The sequence below is a fragment of the Martinezella miluonensis genome, from assembly GCF_900094545.1.
Classification (GTDB): Bacteria; Pseudomonadota; Alphaproteobacteria; order Rhizobiales; family Rhizobiaceae; genus Rhizobium; species Rhizobium miluonense.
Genome location: NZ_FMAH01000010.1, coordinates 81,277 through 101,993, shown reverse-complemented (window position 1 = coordinate 101,993; position 20,717 = coordinate 81,277). Strand labels below are relative to the sequence as shown.

Here is a 20,717-nt window from a genome sequence, read left to right as displayed (position 1 = left end):
TTTGGCGTCTTTTGTCGCAATTTGTTTTGACATAAAGGCGGCCCACCGCCCAAGAATAGCAAGAAAGAGGCTTCAGCCTTGACACAAATGCCACAGACGCCCCTGCTCGATCGGGTCCGCTATCCTTCCGACCTGCGAAAGCTGGAGGACCGTGAGTTGCCGCAGCTCGCCCGCGAAGTCCGTGACGAGATGATCGATGCGGTATCGCGCACGGGCGGACATCTCGGTGCCGGACTTGGCGTCGTCGAGCTGACCATCGCTATCCACAACGTCTTCAATACGCCGAACGATCGCCTGATCTTCGATGTCGGGCATCAGTGTTATCCGCACAAGATCCTGACCGGGCGGCGCGATCGCATTCGCACGCTGCGTCAGGAAGGTGGCCTTTCCGGCTTTACGCGCCGGGCCGAAAGCGAATACGACCCCTTTGGTGCTGCACATTCGTCGACATCGATCTCCGCCGGCCTCGGCATGGCGGTTGCCGCCGAGCTTGATCAAACCGACCGACGCGTCATCGCCGTCATCGGCGATGGCGCCATGTCGGCCGGCATGGCCTACGAAGCCTTGAACAATGCTGGCGCGCTCGATGCGCGGCTGATCGTCATCCTCAACGACAACGACATGTCGATCGCCCCGCCGACGGGGGCAATGAGCGCCTATCTCGCCCGCCTCGCCTCCGGCCGCACCTATATGGGTTTCCGCGATTTCGGCAAGAAACTTACCGCCTATCTCGGCAAGAAGGTCGACCGCGCCATCACCCGGGCGGTAGAGCACGCACGGGGCTATGTGACCGGCGGCACCATGTTCGAGGAGATGGGCTTCTACCATATCGGCCCGATCGACGGCCATTCCTTCGAGCACCTGCTGCCCGTGCTGCGCAATGTCCGCGACAATGCGCAAGGGCCTGTGCTGATCCATGTCGTGACGCAGAAGGGCAAAGGCTATCCGCCGGCTGAGGCGGCTGCCGACAAGTATCACGGTGTCAACAAGTTCGACGTCATCACCGGCACGCAGACCAAGGTAAAGCCGAACGCGCCGAGCTATACGAGTGTCTTCGCCGATGCTCTGGTGCAGGAAGCGGCACTGGACGAGAAGATCGTCGGCATTACCGCCGCCATGCCGAACGGCACCGGCCTCGACAAGCTGCAGGAATTCTTCCCCAAGCGCTGTTTCGACGTCGGTATTGCCGAACAGCATGCCGTGACCTTCGCAGCCGGCCTCGCCGCCGAAGGCTACAAGCCCTTTGCCGCCCTCTATTCCACCTTCCTGCAGCGCGCCTATGACCAGGTGGTGCATGACGTGGCGATCCAGGGCCTGCCGGTCCGCTTCCCGATCGATCGCGCAGGTTTCGTCGGCGCCGACGGCCCGACCCATGCGGGCTCCTTCGACACGGCCTTCCTCGCCACACTGCCCGGCTTCGTCGTCATGGCTGCCGCCGACGAGGCGGAACTCAAACACATGGTGCGCACCGCCGCCGCTTATGATCTCGGCCCGATCTCCTTCCGCTATCCGCGCGGCGAAGGTGTGGGCATCGAGCTGCCGGAGCGCGGCCAGATCCTGGAAATCGGCAAGGGCCGCGTGGTCAAGCAGGGTTCGAAAGTCGCGCTGCTGTCCTTCGGCACACGCCTGGCAGATAGCCTCGCCGCAGCGGAAGATCTCGATGCCGCCGGCCTGTCGACGACGGTTGCCGACGCGCGTTTCGCCAAGCCGCTCGACCACGACCTCATCCGCCAGCTTGCCGCTCACCACGAGATGCTGATCACCATCGAGGAAGGCTCGGTCGGCGGCTTCGGCAGCCAGGTCATGCAGTTCCTCGCCCGCGAAGGCCTGCTCGACAACGGCCTGAAGATCCGCTCGCTCGTCATGCCCGATATCTGGATGGAACAGGCGAAGCCCGAGGCGATGAACGCAATGGCCGGCCTCGACCGCGCCGGCATCGTCCAGACCGTGTTCAGAGCGCTCGGCCATGGCCGGATCGCCGAAGTGGTCGGCTAGTTTAACCCGTCGGCAATTCTATCCCGACCCGGCCTCGCCTTAAGTATCAGGCACCGAAGACCGCGACGCGATCGCGGCCGGCGGCTTTTGCCTTGTAGAGCGCGGCATCGACATTCCTCAGCAGCGATATACGCGTTGCCCCATCCTGCGGCGCAGCGGCGGCGCCGATGCTCAGCCGCGCGAAAATGGATCCGCCATCAACGATGAATGGCGCCCGAAAGGCTGCGAGCAAGCGCTCGGACAGGGAAACAAGCGTGTGCCTTTCGGGCAGGTCGGGAACAAATATCGCAAACTCGTCGCCCCCCATGCGCACGACGATGTCATCGATGCGAATGACGGAGCGGATGCGGGCCGCAGCTTCGCATAGCACCTCGTCACCGACATTGTGGCCGAAGCGGTCGTTGATCGCCTTGAAGCCATCCATGTCCAGATAGAGCACGCCGAAGCCCCGGTCGTCAGCGATGGCGGCGCTCAGGGCTCCATCGACGATGCCCTCCAGCGCCGACCGGTTGAAGAAACGGGTCAGAGGATCGGTCATGGCGGCGGTACGCAAGCCGTTCTCGGCGATCCCCATCAACAGATTGGTCTTCTGAAGGCGCAGAAGCGCGCCCGCGATCTGAGCAAACCGCATGAGGCTCTGCTGCTCGCTCTCCTTGAAGCGTCTCGGCGCCTGATCGAGAATGCAGAAGGCGCCGACGGGCAAGCCATTCTCCAATCTGACCGGTGCGCCTGCATAGAAGCGGAAATACGGGTCTTCGAGAACGAAGGGGGCGGCCTTCAGTTCCGAATCCTCGACAAGATCGGGAATAACAAGCAGCTCATCATCGAAAACCACTCGCGTGCAGATCGACATATCACGCGAGCATTCAGCGATCTTCAGCCCTGCCTGCCCGGCGATACGCTGCCAATCCTCATCGATGATGTTGATGGCCGCATAGGGCGTTTCAAACACGCCTCTCGCCAACTCCGCGAGGGTCGCAAGCTCCGGCGTCGGACTGCTGTGTACCGCATTCAGGGAGCGTACGGCCAAAAGTCTCTGTGTTTCGTTGGCCGGAACTCGGACGAGCTGTCCCATTCGAACCTCCCTCGGCGATCATCCTACGATTTATAAAAATGGCGGTTCGCCGCTCAGAGCAACCCTGCCACCGATCAAATATTTAATAAATCTTGACCAAAGGATGATCCGTCAAATTGCCGAACACGAGCGTATAGGCCCGAACAGCGTGCTTCCCAAGGAAAAGAGCGCTGACGACAAAGACAAGGCTGCTCCAAAATAACGCAGGCGTCGGCGAATGATATTTTCGCAAAGCCTGTGAAAAACGGAACGGCCCGCCGCAAAGCGACGGGCCGATGACGTTCATGGAGGTGATTCGTCGCGAGCCGCTCTGCCAGACATCGTCTACAGAGCAGCGGTCACAGGGTGATCAGAACTCTTCCCAATCGTCCTGAGCGGCAACGGCAGCAGCAGCCGTCGCCTTACCGCCGAAAGCCTTGGCGACGGTGCGACCCAGAACCCGGGCCGGCGATGCGGCCGGCTTCGACCGCGCCGTTGCAATCGCTGGCCGGGCGGGTGCAGCCTGCACGGCGTTGCTCAAACGGAATTGCCGAAGCAGCTCGTTGAGAGCTGCAGCTTCGCGGGCAAGCGCATGGCTTGCGGCCGTCTGCTCCTCGACCATGGCCGCATTCTTCTGCGTGCCCTGGTCCATGTTGTTGACGGCGGTATTGATCTCCTGCAGGCCGGTCGACTGCTCGCGGGTGGCGGTGACGATCGCGCCGACGTGCCGGTTGATCTCCTGCACTTCGGATACGATCATTTCCAGAGCCTTGCCGGTTTCACCAACCAGAGAGACACCGGTGTTGACCTGATCGCTCGACGTATTGATCAGGGATTTGATTTCCTTGGCCGCATTGGCGGAACGCTGGGCAAGCTCGCGCACCTCCTGAGCAACGACGGCAAAGCCCTTGCCGGCATCTCCGGCGCGGGCGGCTTCAACGCCAGCATTCAGTGCCAGAAGATTGGTCTGGAAAGCAATATCGTCGATGACGCTGATGATGTTGCTGATCTCGCCCGAGGACTTTTCGATCTGCTGCATGGCGAAGACCGCCCTACGCACGACTTCACCGGACTTTTCGGCGCCGACGCGCGCGCGCTCGACGAGATGGCCGACATCCTCAGCCCGCTTGGCGGAGTCGCGAACGGTGGTCGTTACCTGCTCGAGCGCCGCGGCGGTCTCTTCGACCGCGGCAGCCTGCTGCTCGGTGCGGTGCGCCAGATCGTCGGCAGCCGAGCGGATCTCGTCGGCACCGGCATTGATGGCGGCGGCATTGTGACCAACCGACTGCAGCGCCGCTTCCAGCTTTTCGACGGCATTGTTGAAGTCGGCGCGAACGCTGTCGAACTGCGGCGCGAAGGCCCGTTCCAGGCGCGCCGCAACATTGCCGCCGGCGAGTGTGGAAAGCCCGCCTGCAAGCGTTTCCATGGCGAAGCGGATTTCACCGTCTTCGCGCGCCTTCTGCTCATCGCTCATCTGGCGCTGACGCTCCGCATCGTCGCGCATGCGATCGGTCTCGCCGGCAAGGCGCAGCTTCTCGATGCCGGCCTGCTTGAAGACGAGGACAGCGTCGGCCATGCGGCCGACTTCATCACCACGACCGACAGCCGGGACTTCTACATCATGATCGCCATTCGCCAGGCGGCCCATTGCCGCCGTCATGCCGACGATGGGGCGCACGATGACGCGCGACAGCAACCAGGCAAGCACGGCGGCGGCGAGCGACGCGAGAATGCTGCCCAGAATGAGGGTCAGGCGCAGATCGCCATTGGCGTCGTCCTGCGTCGCGGCCAGCTCAGCAGCCTTGGTACGGGCAGCCTGCTTGATCTTGGCGGCAGCTTCGCGGAAGCCATCGAGCTGGCCCTTGGTTTCGTTCTGACCGATCTTGACGATCTGGTCGAGCGGCATCTCGGTTTCCTTGCGGGCCTTGGCCTGCGGCTCTGCGAGCTGGTGGAAATAGAGATCGGCAGCCTTCTGCATGTTGTCGATGGCCTGCAGCAGATCCGGAGAGCCGGCTGCGACCTGCTTGGCCGCAGCGATGCTCTTCAGCATCCGCTCGCGATTGTTGAAGATATCGCCATAGGTGCTGTCGCTGCGCAGCAGCAGGAAGCCGCGCAGATTGACGGCTTGCTCCAGCATGGCCTGCAGGGAATCATCGATCAGGTTGACAAGCTGGTGCGAACCGGCCTGCTCAGAGGCAGCCTTGGCCGAGACCTCTTCCTTGGCGTAAACGAATGCGGAAACGCAGGCGAAAATGGCAATCAATACGGTAAACGTGATGGCAAGCTTGCCATTCAACGAAAGTTTTTGTGCAAACATGAGTGAGCGCCTCCTGAGCGCCGGTCCTGGCGAGCATCGACAGGCCGCGATTGGGAGGAAACACAGCCGGACGCCCGAAGAATTCAGGGAGAGGCATGATTGGGGCGCAGAAGCGCGAAGCCTTCATGGCAGGCGACGACCTCGAAACAGATCATCGCAATCCTGCGCATCAGTAGTGGCTACCGCTTTAAAATTATTTAATTTTGCGCAACCGGTTTTAAACGGGCCTAATTCACAGGCGTCGCGGTGAGAATAAGGATGTCGAGATCCCGGTCGGGATAGAAATCCTGCGCCGTCATCTGGAAACTGGTCGGACCGGTCTTCTTCACGTCCTTGCCGCAGAAGCTGATGTAGTTATCCGGGCTGCCCTTATCGACGGTCAGCTCGAAATGCTTGATGGGGCCGGACCAATTGGCGCCCGTCGTCAGCACGTAGGAGATCCAGCTCTCGGTATAGGTGCGTCCGCCCTTGTCTGCTGCGGCGGCAAGCTTGGTCGCGGTCTTCAGGAAAGCCTCGTCGAGGCAATATTTACCGCGATAGGCCTGCAGCTGCTGCGTTTGATACTCCTCCTCACCGGCAAAGGTGATGGCCACGGTGCCGCCGACGCTCGGCTTGTAGCGATGCTGGACAGCGATTTTGGCCTTGGCCGGAAACTTGGTGCGCCACCAATAGGTCGTGTGCAGCGTCCACATCGGCGTCGGATGATGCTTCATGCCCTGGCCGTCATTGTCGTATTCGTCATCTGCGATCAGTCCGCGAGCCGTCCAGTCTTCCAGCACATCCGCGGGCAGCTTGGCGGCGGCATCCGTTGCCGCACCGCTCAGCGGCAACAACGGCACGCCATGCGCCTTCAGCTCATCCGTCATGTCGACCCCGGCGACCGTAACCCGCTGCTGAAGGGTCGGGGTTATGGCCTTTCCGTCCTGCGTCACGGTGAAGCCGAGGAAGTTGTCGGCCTCGACATCTCCGGCATCGACCGTGCTGTCGACATCACCCTTGATATCCGGCATCGGGAAAGCGACGAGGCTCTCGACCTCTTTGTCGGAGGTATTTTCGAACACATAATCGACGCGCACTTCGGCGGGCGAAATGAACAGCTTTTCCTGGGCCATGCTGATATCGCCGGAGCGGACATAGGCGAGGCCGCCCGTCCGCAGCTCGGCCATCGTGTCATTCGCCAAGGCGGGCGCGGCGAACATCGCCAATAGCGCCGTATAGCCACCGATTTTTCGCATGGTGTTCCCCAACCGCAGATTTGTTCGATTATGGCCAGCTGCAATCCGCCGTCAACGCCGGCATCAGCACAAAAGGCTTGCAACGCACTGCATTGCCCGGCATGGACTGCCTATGTCCGAACCGCAACGCCTCGACCAGCTTCTCGTCTCCCTTTCGCTCTTCGCCAGCCGATCCCGTGCGCGCGATGCCATTCAACGCGGCACCGTGACCGTCGACGGCAAAGTCGTGACCAAACCGGGGGCGCTGTTTACCGAAGAGGCGCAGATCGGCATCGACGATCCCGCCCAGGATTATGTCTCGCGCGCGGCGTTGAAACTGGTAGCCGCCCTCGACCATTTCGGCCTTGATCCGCAAGGGCAGCAATGCCTCGATGTCGGCGCATCGACCGGGGGCTTCACCGAAGTGCTGCTGCAACGCGGCGCAGCCCATGTCACCTCCATCGACGTCGGCCACGGCCAGATGCATCCGCGCATCTCGGCCGATCCACGTGTGACCAATATCGAGGGGCTGAACGCCCGCAACCTGACAGCCGAGGACATCGGCAGGCCCATTTCCTTCATCGTTTCCGACGTCTCCTTCATCTCGCTGAAGCTGGCGCTAGCACCGGCGCTCGCTCTTGCCGAGCCGGGTGCGCGTGCAGCGCTGCTGGTGAAGCCGCAATTCGAGGCAGGCCGCGATGCGATCGGCAAGAACGGCCTGCTGAAGGACCCCTCCTCCGCTCCGACAGTCGCCGCCGAACTCGAGCGCTGGTTTGCCGAGGATATGGGTTGGCGGAGCCTCGGCCTCATTGCCTCGCCGATAACAGGCGGCGACGGCAACCATGAATTTCTTCTCGCAGGGATCAAGCCATGAGCACTGAAAATGTCACCATCCAGAAGCTCGGCGCCCAGGGCGACGGCATCGCGCAGGGCGCTGATGGCCCGATCTACGTGCCCTTCACGCTGCCGGGCGAAAACGTCGCCATCGCGCGGGTGAAAAGCCAGGGCACGCTGATGTCGATCACGACGGCCTCGCCGGAGCGCCAGGAGCCACACTGTCGGCACTTCGGCCCGCACGGCGTCAATGGCGCCTGCGGCGGCTGCACCCTGCAGCACTATACGGACGCGCCCTATAGGGGTTTCAAGCGCCAGCTCGTCATCGATGCGCTGCGCTCGAAGGGTCTGACGCCCGAGGTGGACGATATCGTTGCCGCCCATCCCGGCGAGCGACGCAAGGTGGTCCTCGCCGCACGGAAAACCGAAAAGGACATGCTCATCGGCTTCAACCAGGCCGAAAGCCATCACATCGTCGCCATTGAGGAATGTCCCATTGCCGCAGCCGGCATCATGGCCCGCTTGCCGGCAATCAGGACGATCGCCGCGGCGATGGCCATCAATGCTGAGGCCTTCCGCATTTCCGTGCTGGAGACGCAGACCGGCCTCGATCTCGCCGTCGACGGCATCAAGTCGCTCTCTGATAAGCAGCGCCGCAGCACGATCGAAACCGTGCTGTCGCTTCGCGGCATTGCGCGCCTTTCGCTGAACGGAGAAATCCTGGTGGAGCCGGCAAAGCCGATCATCGATTTCGGCGGCGTGCAGGTCTCGCCGCCGCCGGGCGCCTTCACGCAAGCGACCAAGCAGGCCGAGGACGCCATGGCCGAGCTGGTGACGGCCCATGTCGGCAAGGCGAAGCGCATCGCCGATCTTTTCGCCGGCAGCGGCACCTTTTCGCTTCGTCTGGCGCGGATCGGGCGCGTGCATGCGGTGGAAGGCGAAGACAAGCCGCTCGCAGTGCTCGACCATGCCGCGCGCAATACACCGGGGCTGAAGCCCGTCACGGTCGAGCGTCGCGATCTCTTCCGCCGACCGCTAATGACACAGGAACTGAAGGTCTACGACGCCGTCGTCTTCGACCCGCCTCGTGCAGGGGCCGAATTCCAGTGCAAGGAACTGGCCCGGTCGCAGGTCAAGAAGATCGTCGCCGTCTCCTGCAATCCGCTGACCTTCGCCCGCGATCTCGCATTGCTGGTCGAAGGCGGCTACCGCATCACCCGGGTGACACCGATCGACCAGTTCCTGTGGACCTCGCATGTCGAGGTGGTTGCGGCGCTGGAGAAATAAGCCTTCAGCGCTTCATGAACGCCTCGAAAGCCGCGCGGGCTTCGGCACTCTTCAGCTGGGCGGCGAAATGCTCGGCTTCTTTGTGAATGCGGTCGAGGACCGCGTCCGGCGGGCCGCGCATCAGGTCGCGCGCAATCCGCAAGGCTTCGGGCGGCTTGGCGGCGATCTTGGCTGCTAAAGACAGCGTTTCGGTCTCCACCGCGTCCGGCGCGGTCACCTTCCAGATCAGGCCGGCATCCTTTGCTTCGGCAGCGGAAAAGCCTTCGCCGAGGGCAAGCAGGGCGAAAGCCCGCTGATGCCCCATCACCTGCGGCGCGATCAGGCTCGATGCGGCCTCGGGAACGAGAGCAAGGTCGACGAAAGGCGTTTTGAACAGGCTGCGATCGGAGGCAACCGTCAGATCGCAATGCAGATGGATCGTAGTGCCGATGCCGATCGCCAGGCCGTCAACGCCGGAGATGACGGGCTTTCGCGCGCTCGCCAGCGCGATCAGAAAATCGATCACCTCCCGGCCCATGCTGCCGCCCATGGCGAAGGCCAGGAAATCAGCCATATCGTTGCCGGCGGAGAAGCAGCCCTCGGTGCCGAGGAAGACGTTGACGCGGATATCAGCTGTATCTTCCGCCGCCTTCAGCGCATCGGTCATCGTCTGATACATGGCCCGCGTGATCGCATTCTTTTTTTCCGGACGATTGAACCGGATAATCTGGATATGCGGGGCGTTTTCGGGGCGTTCAATGAGGATATGGTCGGTCATGCTGGTTCCCTAAGCAAACGCGATGCGGGCGGCTTCAAGGCTGCCGGCTCCGGCAACGACACGGTCGGAAAGAGCTGCAGTCTCAGCCAGAAGATTCTCGGCTGCAAAACGGCAGAGCGCGACACGTTTCGCCCCTTCGCCATCCCCCGCATCCGCAAGGGCGCCCTTGGCCAGATAGCTTCCGGTCAGCACGAGGCCGAAGAGCCGCTGGTAAGGTGTAGCGCCGGCCAGGGCTTCGGTGACTGAGCCCTCCGCCTGCCTCGACAGGAGCCATTCGCTTGTCTTTTCCAGATCGGCGATGGCTGCCAGCAGCCGCGGCGCCGTCTCGCCGAAACCTGCAAGATTGGATTTGGCGACGGCGTCGGCGATCCCGCGCAGTTCGGCGATAAAGCCACGCACATGATCGCCGTTCGCGATCGTCAGCTTGCGCGTCACCAGGTCGATGGCCTGAATGCCGTTAGTGCCCTCGTAAATCGGCGCGATGCGCGCGTCACGCAGCAGGCGTGCCGCACCGGTTTCTTCGATGAAGCCCATGCCGCCATGGACCTGAATGCCAAGCGAGGCGACATCGACGCCGGCATCGGTGGAAAAGGACTTGGCGATCGGCGTCAGCAATGCTGCGCGCTCCTGCCAAAAGCCGGCCTTTTGCGGGTCGCGATGAGACATGTCGATCGCCTCTGCGCAGGCGTAGCAGATGGCGCGCGAACCCTGTGTCAGCGACTTCATCGTCAAGAGCATGCGGGCGACATCGGGATGCTCGATGATGGGGCTCATGCCCGATGCTGTCGTGCCCGGCGCGCGGCCCTGGGTGCGCTCTCCGGCGTAAGCGATGGCCTTCTGCGTGGCTGCTTCCGCAATCGCCACGCCCTGGATGCCGACGGCTAGCCGGGCATTGTTCATCATCGTGAACATGCAGGCGAGGCCTTTGTTCTCTTCGCCGACGAGCCAGCCGATGGCGCCCTTTTCTGCACCATATTTGCCGTCGCCAAAGATGAGCGTGCAGGTCGGCGAGCCGTGAATGCCGAGCTTGTGCTCCAGAGAATGGGCAAAATAATCGTTGCGGGCGCCAAGCGAGCCATCCTCGTTCACGAGGAATTTCGGCACGAGAAAGAGCGAAATGCCACGCGTGCCGGCAGGCGCATCCGGTAGACGGGCGAGGACGAGATGAATGATATTCTCGGTCGCCTCATGATCGCCCCAGGTGATGAAGATCTTCTCGCCGAAGATGCGATAGGTGCCGTCATCACGACGTTCGGCGCGCGAGCGCAGAGCCCCGACATCGGAGCCGGCATGGGGCTCCGTCAGGTTCATGGTTCCGGTCCACTCGCCCGATACGAGCTTCGCCAGATATTTCCTCTTGAGATCATCGCTGCCATGGGCTCGCAGCGCCTCGGACGCCCCCATGGTCAGCGTCGGCGCAAGGCCGAACGCCATCGAGGCGGAATTCCACATTTCCAGCGTCGCGATATTCAGCATGTGCGGCAGGCCCTGCCCGCCATACTCTTCCGGCGCCGTCAGCCCGTTCCAGCCGCCGGCAATCCAATCGCGGTAGAGCTTCTCCCAGCCATCGGGCAGCACCACCTTGCCGTCGACCAGCCTTGCGCCCTGCCTGTCGCCATTGCCGGCGAGCGGCTCAACCTCCTCGCCGGCAAATCGCCCCGCTTCCGATAGGATGGCATCGACGACATCGGCGCTGAGATCGCCGAGAATGCCCTCCTCCATCGCGCGCTCCATGCCCGCGACATGCTTCAGCGTGAATGCGATTTCTTCGACGGGTGCCTTGTACATGCTGCTTCCTCCGCATTGGTGCTGCCGGCGACCCGCCTCACCCGGGTCGTCGCCGATGTGCAGTATAGCTAGTTTATTTTTACGTAAACGTCAATTTTGACGGGATGCCATTCGCGACGATTTCCACCCTGTCGCGAACGGGAGCGGCGCGTACGTCTTGCGCGCGCTTTACGCGTGCGAAATTGATGCCGGGACATGCAATTATTCCATGAGAAGGCGGACTTGCATAAACAACCGTCATGAACGAAGACTAAGGCAACTGTTCAGACAATGCGAACGACAACTCCATGAACACGCTCACGTCAGCTACCACAATACCGGGTTTCGTCTGGGCCTATCGTCTCCGTCCCGGCTCGACCAAGCCGGAACGACTGCCTGATGACACCGATCGCTCGACGCTCTTCAGCGAAGAAGGGTTTCTCTGGCTGCATCTCAATCTCGTCGACGCGCGTGTGCCGGCCTTCCTCGAGGATGCGCCCGGACTAAACGAAGCCGCTCGCATCGCCCTGACGACGCACGAGAGCCATGCGACGCTCACCGTCGACGATCAGATGCTCTTCGGCACGCTCGTCGACTTCCAGCGGGATTTCGCCCAGGATACGCGCGATATCGGCTGGCTGCACTTCGTTGTGACCGACCGCATGCTCATCACCAGCCGCCTGCAGCCGCTTCGCAGCCTGGACCGGGCTCGCGTGCTGATCGAGAAGAACGCCACCAGATTTTCCCGGCCACTGGATATTTTCGAGCTGCTGGTCGTCGAGTTCCAGCGCACCCTGATTTCCGTCGTCATCGAGATCAGCGAAGAGCTGAACCTGATCGAAGACTTCGTCCATGGGAACACGTCTCGCGACGAACGCACGCGGCTTCCGTCCGTTCGACGGACGATCGTGCGGCTGCACCGCCACTTGCGCACGGTCCTGTCGCTGATGCGCCATGCCGCCGCCTCGGACGATGAGGAGATGCCGCTCGGATTCGAGGATGTGGCCGCGCGTTTGAGCGGACGGCTGGAAGCGGTCGATCACGATGTCTTTGCGCTGCAGGAGCGCGCCAGGTTGCTGCACGAAGAAATCGGCGCGAAGCTCTCCTCCGAGATCAATCGCCATCTTTATGTCCTGTCGATCATGACTGCGTTTCTGCTGCCGCCGACGCTGGTGACCGGCTTCTTCGGCATGAACACATCGGGCCTGCCGCTTGCCGGCGGTGCGAGCGGCACCGGCTATGCCGTCGGCTTCATCGTCGCCTCCATCCTGCTGGCATGGTGGCTGCTGAAACGGGTCGACATTCTCTGACATCGGGATATGCAAAAGGCCGCCCGGCATATGCAGGGCGGCCTCTATCGATCATTCAGGGATCTCGCTCAATAGAAGGGCGAATAGCACTGCCGGCGTGGGCCATAATTCGGCTGGAAGGTATTGTCGTAAGCCCGGTATGAGCGATAGCGGTCTGCACACCATTCGACGTGGCGCGGATTGATGCTGCCGGACGGAGCCGGAGCGGCATAATAGCGGGGCTGGCTCGCAATCGCGCCGCCGATGATGGCGCCGGCGCCGAAGGCGGCGAGCGGGAACCAGTAGCCGTCGTAATAGCGATAGCCATGACGATAGCCCGGATAACCGCGATAGCCGCCATACCAGCCGCGGCGATAATAGCCGCCGCGATAGTCGCGCCACTGAACCTGTTCGACATTGGCAGGTGCGGCCTTGTCGACGGTGGACATGATCGGTGCGGCGGGCATTTGAATGGCGAAGGACGGCGTAAAGCTTGTCAGAGTGACAGCGGCCGTCATGGCGATGGTCGCAATTCTCGCGCGGAAACCAAGCATTCTTATCTCCATTCCCTGGTTTGACTTGTGCACAAGTGCGCAGCGTTTCATATCGGGAAGGCCTCCCGAGTAAGATTCAACCGACTGCTTCGTCGCACGTCTGACTAAACAACAAGAAACGCGACAACACCTCATTCCGTTCCTTAAATCCCTACCGATTTAAGGAGTTATGCGAGGGTTCCACAATGAACCTATCGTGTTTTTGTCCTTAACCCAAGATTAACCAGGAATCCTTACTATTATTTCATGAAAGGATCCTGGCAGACCCACGCCCTGATTTGCAGCTTCCTAACGGTTCTGACCTTCATGGGGCCGGCCACGAAGCCTTCGGCTGGTGAAAGCCAACCCTGGACGGATCCGAAAAACGCCCTCATCGTCGACGCCTACGAGCTGAATACCATCGACTGGAATGCGTTTTTGCAGGACAAGCGCATCGCCGCCTTCATCTCCAAGGCCTCGGACGGTCTGCCCGCGACGTATAATTGCACTGGCAATCATGCCGGCGACACACCTGCCCACTGCAAGACGATCTGGCGCAAATATGCCATCAGCCGCGAACTTTATCAGACGCGCCGCATGCTGGCGAAGACCAATGGCCTATTATGGGGCGCCTATCACCTGGGGCGGCCGGGCAATCCGATCGATCAGGCCAACCATTTTCTTGATTATGCCGACCCGCAGCCGGACGAGCTGATGGTGCTCGACATAGACGGTATGGACGCCACGCAATTCATGTCGCTGGACGATGCCCAGATCTTCGTTGCGCATATCAAGGTCAGGACCGGGCGCTACCCTATCCTCTACACCAATCACAACACGGCGCGATATATTGCGGATCATCGCAATAGCTATCCGCTGCTATCGCGGCTGCCGCTTTGGTATGCACGCTACAAACCGGATGTGAATGGCACCTTCCCGCTCGGCAATTGGGACAATTATGCCATCTGGCAGTTCGTCTCGTCAGAGAACTGCTCCGACAAGAACTGTCCCTACCGCGTTCCCGGCACACTGACTGACATCGACGTCAACATCGTGCCGATGACGAAGATCCAGCTCGCGAAAATCTGGCCGCAGGGCGAGCTGGTGCCAGCCAAGCCGCTCCCGGCACCCGACCTGACGATCGCTCAGGCTGCGACCTGCGACGGAGCGCGACAGACGCTCGTCTCGCTGCTGATCGACCCTGTCGTTACGGCATCGGCCCCGCAACCCAAGCCGGTCGAGATCAATGAGCTGAACTATCAGGATTTCTAGGCGATCAGGCGAAGCCGGAGATCGACTCAGGCTTCGACCTGCACATCCGTCTTCGGGCGCGAGCAGCAGGCCAGGATATAGCCCTCCTCGATCTCGTCATCGAGGATGCCGCCATTGTGGCTCATCTCCACCTCGCCCGAAAGCTTCAGCACGCGGCAGGTGCCGCAGAGACCGGATTCGCAGGCAGCACCGATGCGCACGCCGGCGCCACGCGCGGCCTGAAGCACGGTCTGACCGGCCGGGCAGGCAACATCCTTGCCGGCCATGGTAAAGCGGATCGTGGTCGCGGCCTCGGTCGACGCATCGTCGGCGACCTCGGCGAGCGGCGTTGCCGCATTCGCCGGCTGGAAGCTCTCCTGGTGGTAGCGCGACATGTCGAAGCTATGCGCTTCCAGCATGGAACGAACGGCATCCATGAAGACTTCGGGGCCGCAGCAGAAGATGGTGCGATCCATGAAATCGGGCGCAAGCAGGGCGATCTTTGCCTTGTCGATACGGCCCTTCAGGCCCGACCAAAAATCGGTGCGGCCGCAGCCCTCGACGATCAGGCCGAGATTGAGGTTCGGCATGAAGCGGGCGAGATATTCCAGCTCAGAATGGAAGATGATGTCGGCCGGGCTGCGCGCGCAATTGATGAAGCTGATATCGGAGAGCGGTGCCGTGTCGGCCATGTAGCGGGTCATGGACATCATCGGGGTGATGCCGGAACCTGCCGAGACGAACAGGTATTTTTCGCCGAGGTGGCGGATATGGCTGAAATCGCCAAGAGGACCGAAAGCCTTGATGCGCATGCCGGGCTTCAAGTTATCGAACATCCAGCGCGTGCCGATGCTGTCCTTCTGCGCCTTCACCGTCACGGCGACCGAAAAGGGCCGTGACGGCGTAGACGACAGCGTATAGGTACGCATGACCGGCTCCGGCGTCGTCGGCAGCTCAAGCGTCACGAACTGGCCCGGCAGATAGCGGAACCAGTTGTCCTTGTCGGGTCCGAATGTGAAGGTCATCACATCGGGCGCTTCGGGCGTGACGGAGAGGCATTCGAGCAGATGCTGCCTGTCGCTCCAGGGCTGCATCTGATCGAGGTGTCGATGACGTTGCGAGGCGGTCTTGCTCATATTCAGGCTACCGCCGAGAGCTTGGCCTGATCGCCCTGCAGACGGTCGATCATGAAGTTCGAGTACCATTCGACGAACTGCATGACACCACCTTCGTGGATTTCCGAATAGGGACCGGGCTCGTAGGCCGGCGAGTGGATGCCGAAGGCATTTTCCTCGACGATACGGCGGTCCTGATCGTTGGTTTCGTTCCAGACGTGGGTCAGTTCCTCGATATCGTAGTCGACGCCTTCGACCGCATCCTTATGAACCAGCCATTTGGTGGTGACAGCGGTTTCCTCGGCATTGAGCGGCAGCACGCGGAAGGAAATGGCATGGTCGCCGAGAAGGTGGTTCCAGGTGGTCGGATAGTGGAAGAGCAGCATCGTGCCAATGCCGTTCATCGTCACGTCGGAGGCCAGCTGGCGCTTGACGGCCTTCTGGCCGGACATGGTGTAGCTTTCAGCCCCTTCGATCAGCGGCATGCGGGCAGTGCGGAACTGACCATCCGACGAGATCTTGAATTCGCTCGGCAAGCCGGCAGCTTCGCAACGCGCCCAATGCTCGAGGATGATGGGATCGCTCATCGCGCCCTGCACGCCGGTCACGGTCGGCGCTTCCGGGAAGGTGCGGCAGAGCTCGGGGTGATTGGCGGCGCAGTGGTAGCACTCGCGGTTGTTTTCCCAGACTAGCTTCCAGTTGCCCTTCTCGATGATGGTGCTCTGGAAGGCGACCTTGGCTTCGCTCATGCGATGCGGCGCCATATAGGGCTCGATCGCGGCGCGGACAGGGGCGAAATCCGGGGCGTTCTGCGCCAGGCAGATGAAGATATAGCCAGCGACGCTTTCGCAATGCACGGGTTTCAGGGAATATTGCGTCTTGTCGAAGTCTTCCGCCATCTGGCGGGCAAAGAGCAGCGAGCCGTCGAGTTCGTAGGTCCACTGGTGATAGGGGCAGACGAGCTTAGCCGAGGAACCGCGTTCGGTCGAGCAGACGCGCGAACCGCGATGGCGACAGCTATTGTGGAAGGCGCGGATCACCTGGTCGCGGCCGCGAACGATGACGACCGGATATTCGCCGATCTGAACCGTGAAATAGTTGCCGGCGCGCGGTACTTCGCAATCATGGCCGATGAACAGCCAGTCGCGATAGTAGATCATTTCCATATCGAGCTTGAAGTAATCCTGATCGATATAGAAAGGCTGCTCCAGGCTGAAGCCCTCGCGGCGGTTCTTCAATTGCCGTAAAACATTGCTCTTGATATCCATTTGCCTATCCTCGCGCAGTACCGGAACGAGCGAAGAACATGTATGGCCATCAGGAACGGTCCAAAGCAATGTCCGACCGCCCGCTGCGGCCAATAAACCATATCTGCCCAAGGCTGATTTCCGGGTTCTGGAACACCCTGTCGCCAGGATCTCCGTCTCTCTAACGGACGGCACCTTGAGATTGATATCATCATAGCTCTCGGCCCTATCGGCCGCTCCGCTACAATGCGACATCGACTTCGAAATTGGCGACAGACGAAACCATATGTGGAGACGGTTGTGCGCTGCGACAATATAGAAAGGCAATTCAATCTCTTAAGCAACGCCATCGGGCATGGGAGCTTCCGTCGATCGGCACCTCGTCAATGACGCTTTATTCTAATTGCGACAGAATCGTCGGCCGCGGGCGCTCAATGGGACGCCTGTGCAGCGGAAAGAGCGAGCAGCGCCGCCATCGCACGGTCAGCATCATTCGATGGGACGAAGATGTGGTCGTGATAATAGGCGGCGACGACATTGGCACTGATACCCTCATTTCCCAAGGCTGTGGCGAAGGCAGCGGTGAGACCGACGGCCTCCAGCGAGGAATGGATATCGAGCGTGATCATGCGCATGGCAGGCGCAGTCGGAAGCCCGGCCTGCCGGGCGGTTTCCAGAGGAAGGATCAGGGTCACGCCCTCCCGTTCTCGGAAAATGCCTACGGGTTCCAGCTTCATATGATCACCGAGAGCAGACGCCGGCACGCTGCAATAGATGAACTCGCCCTCGATGAGATTCGGCTTCATGCTGGAAAGCAGCAGCTTGAGATCGGTTATTCCGGACATTTTTGATCTCCCCGAGAATTCGCAGGCGGCGTAGTTAAGCCCGGCTCAAGCCAGGCTAGTTATCATGCAGTCTCCAGACCTCTATAGCGAGACCCGGCATGGCCAAACTCAGATATTTCGACACTGGGAAGCCTGCCGACCCCGAGCCGGCCCCAGCGGTATCGACGACGGGGCATAGCGAATTCCTGCGCACCGGTCGCATCAATCGTGACAGGCCAGATTGGCTTGCCGAAGAGCGGCGATACATGACTCACCAAGAGGTAGCGGAGCGCACGGCGCAGAAGCTGCTAAGCGCCGGCGAAAAGACCCACGACCGACTGAACGGCTTTCACAAATCCATCCGCTTCCCCAAGCTCATCTTCCATCACACGCTGAAGGACACGCCGCATCTCGGCTATTGCCACGTCACCGCCGCGCGCACGCAGTTCGCGCAGTATGAGGAAGTGAACTGGGCCTTCTATATCGCCAATTTCTTTGCCCGTATCGGCCAGGAAGAGAACTTCTTCGAAGACATCAGCCTGAAATATTCGCGGATGTATTTCGCCGTCGCTGTCCATCCGGACAGGCAAGCGGAAGACAAGAAGCTGACGATCAATCGCGACATTCGCGGCAACGGCGTGCTGTTCCACACGCACGATCCGCAGATCGCCATCCGCAATGTTCTCCTGCTGGGCGCCCGCAACGAACAGCTTCGCGACATCATTCGCCAGCTTTGACGATTGATCCGAAAACTCGAAAAGCATAAGAACGGCCTGAACTGCAAGCAGGCAGGCCATGGCACGACACATAGACATTCTCGAACATCCGCAAACGGCAATCGACGTCGCGACGGCAACCCTCGCCGAAGGGCTGCCGATCGGGCTGCCGACGGAGACGGTCTACGGGCTTGCTGCCGATGCCACCAACCCGGCTGCCATTACTCGTATCTATGAGACGAAGGGGCGGCCGCGCTTCAATCCGCTGATCTGCCATATGAGCGATCTCGCCATGGCGGAACGCTACGCGGTCTTCGACCCCGTTTCCCGCAAGCTCGCGGAAGCCTTCTGGCCTGGTCCGCTGACGCTGGTGCTGCCACTCAGGCCAGAAAGCGGCATCCATCCGCTGGCAACGGCCGGGCTCGACACGGTCGGCGTTCGCGTGCCCCAGGGCTTTGCCGGCGAGCTGATCCGCGCCTTCAACCGTCCCCTTGCCGCGCCGAGCGCCAACACCTCTGGCAAGATCAGCGCCACCAGTGCCGATCATGTCGATGACGATCTCGGAGAGCGGATCACGCTGATCCTCGATGCCGGCGCTTCGGTCGTCGGCGTGGAGTCGACCATCGTCAAGGTCGAGGACGGCGAGATGCGTCTCCTGCGGCCCGGCGGCCTCGCAGCAAGCGAGATCGAGCGAGTGGCCGGCAAGCCGTTGAAGCGCAAGAAGAAGGCCTCGGCTGCCATCGAGGCGCCCGGCATGCTTGCCTCGCATTATGCACCGGGGGCAGCGGTGCGGCTGGACGCTACGGATGTCTCCTCAAACGAGGCGCTGATCCGCTTTGGCATGCCTGATATTGCCGGAAGCGAAAATGCCGTTGCCGTGCTGGATCTGAGCGCCAGCGGCGATCTTTCGGAAGCCGCCGCAAATCTTTTCGACTTCATGAAGCGCGCCGATGCCACCGGCGCTGCGACGATTGCTTTTTCGCATATTCCTGACGAGGGCCTCGGCGAGGCCATCAACGATCGGCTGCGCCGCGCAGCTGCACCCAGAGAATAATCGCCCGACCTATCGGCAAAGGACACGCCATGAGCAGCTCCGCCCCCTCTTCCGACCTCCTCGATCGCTTCGCCGCCATCGTCGGCGAAAAACATGCCGTGCGGGACCCCGCCGAGATCGCACCGCATCTGGTGGAAAATCGCGGGCTCTATCACGGCGCTTCGCCCATGCTGCTGAAGCCCGGCTCGGTGGAGGAGGTTTCGGCGATCCTGAAACTCGCCAGTGAAACCGGCACGGCCATCGTTCCGCAGACCGGCAATACTGGCCTTGTCGGCGGGCAGACGCCGCGCGAGGGCGGCTCCGACATCATCCTGTCGCTGGAACGCATGAACCGGGTGCGCGATATCGATCCGGTCGGCAATACGATTGTTGTCGACGGCGGTTGCATTCTCGCCGATGTCCATAAGGCCGCGGCGGAGCATGGCCGCATGTTTCCGCTTTCGCTCGGTTCCGAAGGCTCCTGCCGCATCGCCGGCAATCTTTCCACCAATGCCGGCGGCACCGCCGTACTTGCCTATGGCAACATGCGCCAGCTCTGCCTCGGCCTCGAAGTCGTGCTGCCCACGGGCGAGATCTGGAACGGCCTGCGCCGACTGAAGAAAGACAATACCGGCTACGATCTGCGCGATCTTTTCATCGGCGCCGAAGGCACGCTCGGCGTCATCACCGGCGCGGTGCTGAAACTCTTTCCGCAGCCTCTCGGCCATCAGGTCGCCTTTGCCGGACTGCAGTCGGTCGATGACGCGCTGGCACTGTTCAAAAATGCCTCCAGCCTGTGCGGCACGGCGCTGACCGGTTTCGAGCTGATGCCGCGCATCGGCGTCGAATTCACCACCCGGCATATTCCGGGCGTGCGCGATCCGCTGGAGGCGGCGCATCCCTGGTATGTGCTGATCGATATATCCACCTCGGATTCCGCCGAGACGGCCGAGCGGATGATGGCGGCGCTGCTCGAGCAAGGTTACGAAGCGGGCCAGATCCGGGATGCGACCATCGCCAGCTCCGAGGCGCAACAGCAGGTCATCTGGCATATGCGCGAGAGCATGTCGGACGCGCAGAAGCCGGAGGGCGGCTCGATCAAGCACGATGTTTCCGTGCCGGTGGCGCAGATCCCGCAATTCATGGCGGAGGCCGAAAGGGCCGTTGTCGCCGCCATGCCGGGCGCACGCGTCTGCGCCTTCGGCCACATGGGTGACGGCAATATTCATTATAACATCTCCCAGCCTGTCGGCGCCGACAAGGCGGAGTTCATCGGCCACTGGCGCGAGATGAACAAGATTGTGCACGGGCTGGTGCTGCAGCATGGCGGCTCGATCTCCGCCGAGCACGGCATCGGCCAGCTGAAGCGCGACGAGCTGGCCTCCATCCGCTCCGATATCGAAATCGACCTGATGCGCCGGATCAAGACGGCATTCGACCCCGCCGGGATCATGAATCCGGGGAAGGTCCTCAAGGTCTGAGAT

18 protein-coding genes are annotated in these 20,717 nt (G+C 61.5%); 8 read left to right on the top strand and 10 right to left on the bottom strand.

The window, feature by feature from the left end; translation table 11 throughout:
• The first annotated feature begins 78 nt into the window (after positions 1–78).
• Complete coding sequence (gene dxs, locus GA0061102_RS11705; RefSeq protein ID WP_092847057.1) at positions 79–1,995, top strand: 1-deoxy-D-xylulose-5-phosphate synthase; 1,917 nt, start codon at positions 79–81, stop codon at positions 1,993–1,995.
• A 46-nt stretch (positions 1,996–2,041) separates the two neighbouring features.
• Here the strand turns inward: dxs and GA0061102_RS11700 are convergent, their stop codons facing one another.
• The 4 genes from GA0061102_RS11700 to GA0061102_RS11685 form a co-directional block, all read right to left on the bottom strand.
• Positions 2,042–3,070 (bottom strand): sensor domain-containing diguanylate cyclase, encoded by a 1,029-nt coding sequence (locus tag GA0061102_RS11700; protein ID WP_092847055.1) that lies wholly within the window; start codon positions 3,068–3,070, stop codon positions 2,042–2,044.
• A gap of 82 nt (positions 3,071–3,152) precedes the next feature.
• A complete protein-coding gene (locus GA0061102_RS11695) occupies positions 3,153–3,356 on the bottom strand; it encodes a hypothetical protein (RefSeq protein WP_092847053.1) in 204 nt (67 codons plus the stop codon).
• Positions 3,357–3,419: 63 nt separating this feature from the next.
• Entirely contained in the window at positions 3,420–5,366 is a 1,947-nt protein-coding gene (locus GA0061102_RS11690) for a methyl-accepting chemotaxis protein (RefSeq protein WP_092847051.1), read from the bottom strand.
• Between the two features lie 227 nt (positions 5,367–5,593).
• Positions 5,594–6,601 carry a DUF4424 domain-containing protein gene (locus GA0061102_RS11685; RefSeq protein ID WP_092847049.1) on the bottom strand — a complete coding sequence of 336 codons (1,008 nt, stop codon included), beginning with the start codon at positions 6,599–6,601 and terminating at the stop codon, positions 5,594–5,596.
• A 112-nt stretch (positions 6,602–6,713) separates the two neighbouring features.
• Between GA0061102_RS11685 and GA0061102_RS11680 the strand changes: the two genes are divergently transcribed.
• Together GA0061102_RS11680 and GA0061102_RS11675 are read left to right on the top strand one after the other, a co-directional pair.
• Complete coding sequence (locus tag GA0061102_RS11680; RefSeq protein ID WP_092847047.1) at positions 6,714–7,454, top strand: TlyA family RNA methyltransferase; 741 nt, start codon at positions 6,714–6,716, stop codon at positions 7,452–7,454.
• The gene (locus GA0061102_RS11675) at positions 7,451–8,701 is read left to right on the top strand and encodes a class I SAM-dependent RNA methyltransferase (RefSeq protein ID WP_092847045.1); all 1,251 of its coding nucleotides are present in this window, start codon (positions 7,451–7,453) and stop codon (positions 8,699–8,701) included. Before GA0061102_RS11680 ends, GA0061102_RS11675 begins: the two co-directional genes overlap by 4 nt.
• Before the next feature lie 4 nt (positions 8,702–8,705).
• On the opposite strand, the gene GA0061102_RS11670 is transcribed toward GA0061102_RS11675, so the two are convergent.
• Together GA0061102_RS11670 and GA0061102_RS11665 are read right to left on the bottom strand one after the other, a co-directional pair.
• Complete coding sequence (locus GA0061102_RS11670) at positions 8,706–9,458, bottom strand: crotonase/enoyl-CoA hydratase family protein (protein WP_092847043.1); 753 nt, start codon at positions 9,456–9,458, stop codon at positions 8,706–8,708.
• 9 nt (positions 9,459–9,467) lie between these two features.
• The gene (locus GA0061102_RS11665; RefSeq protein ID WP_092847041.1) at positions 9,468–11,246 is read right to left on the bottom strand and encodes an acyl-CoA dehydrogenase family protein; all 1,779 of its coding nucleotides are present in this window, start codon (positions 11,244–11,246) and stop codon (positions 9,468–9,470) included.
• 287 nt (positions 11,247–11,533) lie between these two features.
• Here GA0061102_RS11665 and GA0061102_RS11660 point away from each other — a divergent pair, with 287 nt between their 5' ends.
• Positions 11,534–12,535 carry a transporter gene (locus GA0061102_RS11660; RefSeq protein ID WP_092847039.1) on the top strand — a complete coding sequence of 334 codons (1,002 nt, stop codon included), beginning with the start codon at positions 11,534–11,536 and terminating at the stop codon, positions 12,533–12,535.
• Positions 12,536–12,603: 68 nt separating this feature from the next.
• Here GA0061102_RS11660 and GA0061102_RS11655 read toward each other — a convergent pair whose 3' ends face one another.
• Positions 12,604–13,068 (bottom strand): BA14K family protein, encoded by a 465-nt coding sequence (locus GA0061102_RS11655; protein WP_092847037.1) that lies wholly within the window; start codon positions 13,066–13,068, stop codon positions 12,604–12,606.
• Positions 13,069–13,314: 246 nt separating this feature from the next.
• Between GA0061102_RS11655 and GA0061102_RS11650 the strand changes: the two genes are divergently transcribed.
• The gene (locus tag GA0061102_RS11650; protein WP_092847035.1) at positions 13,315–14,319 is read left to right on the top strand and encodes a glycoside hydrolase family 25 protein; all 1,005 of its coding nucleotides are present in this window, start codon (positions 13,315–13,317) and stop codon (positions 14,317–14,319) included.
• 26 nt (positions 14,320–14,345) lie between these two features.
• Here GA0061102_RS11650 and GA0061102_RS11645 read toward each other — a convergent pair whose 3' ends face one another.
• From GA0061102_RS11645 to GA0061102_RS11635, 3 genes are all read right to left on the bottom strand, one after another.
• Positions 14,346–15,434: an FAD-binding oxidoreductase gene (locus GA0061102_RS11645; protein ID WP_092847033.1), complete on the bottom strand. Its 1,089-nt coding sequence runs from the start codon at positions 15,432–15,434 to the stop codon at positions 14,346–14,348.
• A gap of 2 nt (positions 15,435–15,436) precedes the next feature.
• Complete coding sequence (locus tag GA0061102_RS11640; protein ID WP_092847032.1) at positions 15,437–16,681, bottom strand: aromatic ring-hydroxylating oxygenase subunit alpha; 1,245 nt, start codon at positions 16,679–16,681, stop codon at positions 15,437–15,439.
• Positions 16,682–17,091: 410 nt separating this feature from the next.
• Entirely contained in the window at positions 17,092–17,505 is a 414-nt protein-coding gene (locus GA0061102_RS11635) for an ACT domain-containing protein (RefSeq protein WP_092847031.1), read from the bottom strand.
• 98 nt (positions 17,506–17,603) lie between these two features.
• On the opposite strand from GA0061102_RS11635, the gene GA0061102_RS11630 reads away from it, so the two are divergent.
• From GA0061102_RS11630 to GA0061102_RS11620, 3 genes are read left to right on the top strand one after another with little or no spacing between them, the layout of a single operon-like run.
• On the top strand, positions 17,604–18,221 hold the full coding sequence (locus GA0061102_RS11630; protein ID WP_092847029.1) for a DUF6656 family protein: 618 nt from the start codon (positions 17,604–17,606) through the stop codon (positions 18,219–18,221).
• Positions 18,222–18,279: 58 nt separating this feature from the next.
• Positions 18,280–19,254, top strand: a complete 975-nt coding sequence (locus tag GA0061102_RS11625) for an L-threonylcarbamoyladenylate synthase (protein ID WP_092847027.1) — start codon at positions 18,280–18,282, stop codon at positions 19,252–19,254.
• A 29-nt stretch (positions 19,255–19,283) separates the two neighbouring features.
• Entirely contained in the window at positions 19,284–20,714 is a 1,431-nt protein-coding gene (locus tag GA0061102_RS11620; RefSeq protein WP_092847025.1) for an FAD-binding oxidoreductase, read from the top strand.
• The last annotated feature ends 3 nt before the right edge of the window (positions 20,715–20,717 follow it).

Coding starts and splice junctions, on each gene's coding strand:
- GA0061102_RS11670 (WP_092847043.1), bottom strand. CDS start 9,458: ATGACCGACCATATCCTCATTGAACGCCCCGAAAACGCCCCGCATATC.
- GA0061102_RS11620 (WP_092847025.1), top strand. CDS start 19,284: ATGAGCAGCTCCGCCCCCTCTTCCGACCTCCTCGATCGCTTCGCCGCC.
- GA0061102_RS11640 (WP_092847032.1), bottom strand. CDS start 16,681: ATGGATATCAAGAGCAATGTTTTACGGCAATTGAAGAACCGCCGCGAG.
- GA0061102_RS11665 (WP_092847041.1), bottom strand. CDS start 11,246: ATGTACAAGGCACCCGTCGAAGAAATCGCATTCACGCTGAAGCATGTC.
- GA0061102_RS11635 (WP_092847031.1), bottom strand. CDS start 17,505: ATGTCCGGAATAACCGATCTCAAGCTGCTGCTTTCCAGCATGAAGCCG.
- GA0061102_RS11655 (WP_092847037.1), bottom strand. CDS start 13,068: ATGCTTGGTTTCCGCGCGAGAATTGCGACCATCGCCATGACGGCCGCT.
- GA0061102_RS11685 (WP_092847049.1), bottom strand. CDS start 6,601: ATGCGAAAAATCGGTGGCTATACGGCGCTATTGGCGATGTTCGCCGCG.
- GA0061102_RS11630 (WP_092847029.1), top strand. CDS start 17,604: ATGGCCAAACTCAGATATTTCGACACTGGGAAGCCTGCCGACCCCGAG.
- GA0061102_RS11660 (WP_092847039.1), top strand. CDS start 11,534: ATGAACACGCTCACGTCAGCTACCACAATACCGGGTTTCGTCTGGGCC.
- GA0061102_RS11690 (WP_092847051.1), bottom strand. CDS start 5,366: ATGTTTGCACAAAAACTTTCGTTGAATGGCAAGCTTGCCATCACGTTT.
- GA0061102_RS11625 (WP_092847027.1), top strand. CDS start 18,280: ATGGCACGACACATAGACATTCTCGAACATCCGCAAACGGCAATCGAC.
- GA0061102_RS11675 (WP_092847045.1), top strand. CDS start 7,451: ATGAGCACTGAAAATGTCACCATCCAGAAGCTCGGCGCCCAGGGCGAC.
- GA0061102_RS11680 (WP_092847047.1), top strand. CDS start 6,714: ATGTCCGAACCGCAACGCCTCGACCAGCTTCTCGTCTCCCTTTCGCTC.
- GA0061102_RS11700 (WP_092847055.1), bottom strand. CDS start 3,070: ATGGGACAGCTCGTCCGAGTTCCGGCCAACGAAACACAGAGACTTTTG.
- GA0061102_RS11695 (WP_092847053.1), bottom strand. CDS start 3,356: ATGAACGTCATCGGCCCGTCGCTTTGCGGCGGGCCGTTCCGTTTTTCA.
- GA0061102_RS11650 (WP_092847035.1), top strand. CDS start 13,315: ATGAAAGGATCCTGGCAGACCCACGCCCTGATTTGCAGCTTCCTAACG.
- GA0061102_RS11645 (WP_092847033.1), bottom strand. CDS start 15,434: ATGAGCAAGACCGCCTCGCAACGTCATCGACACCTCGATCAGATGCAG.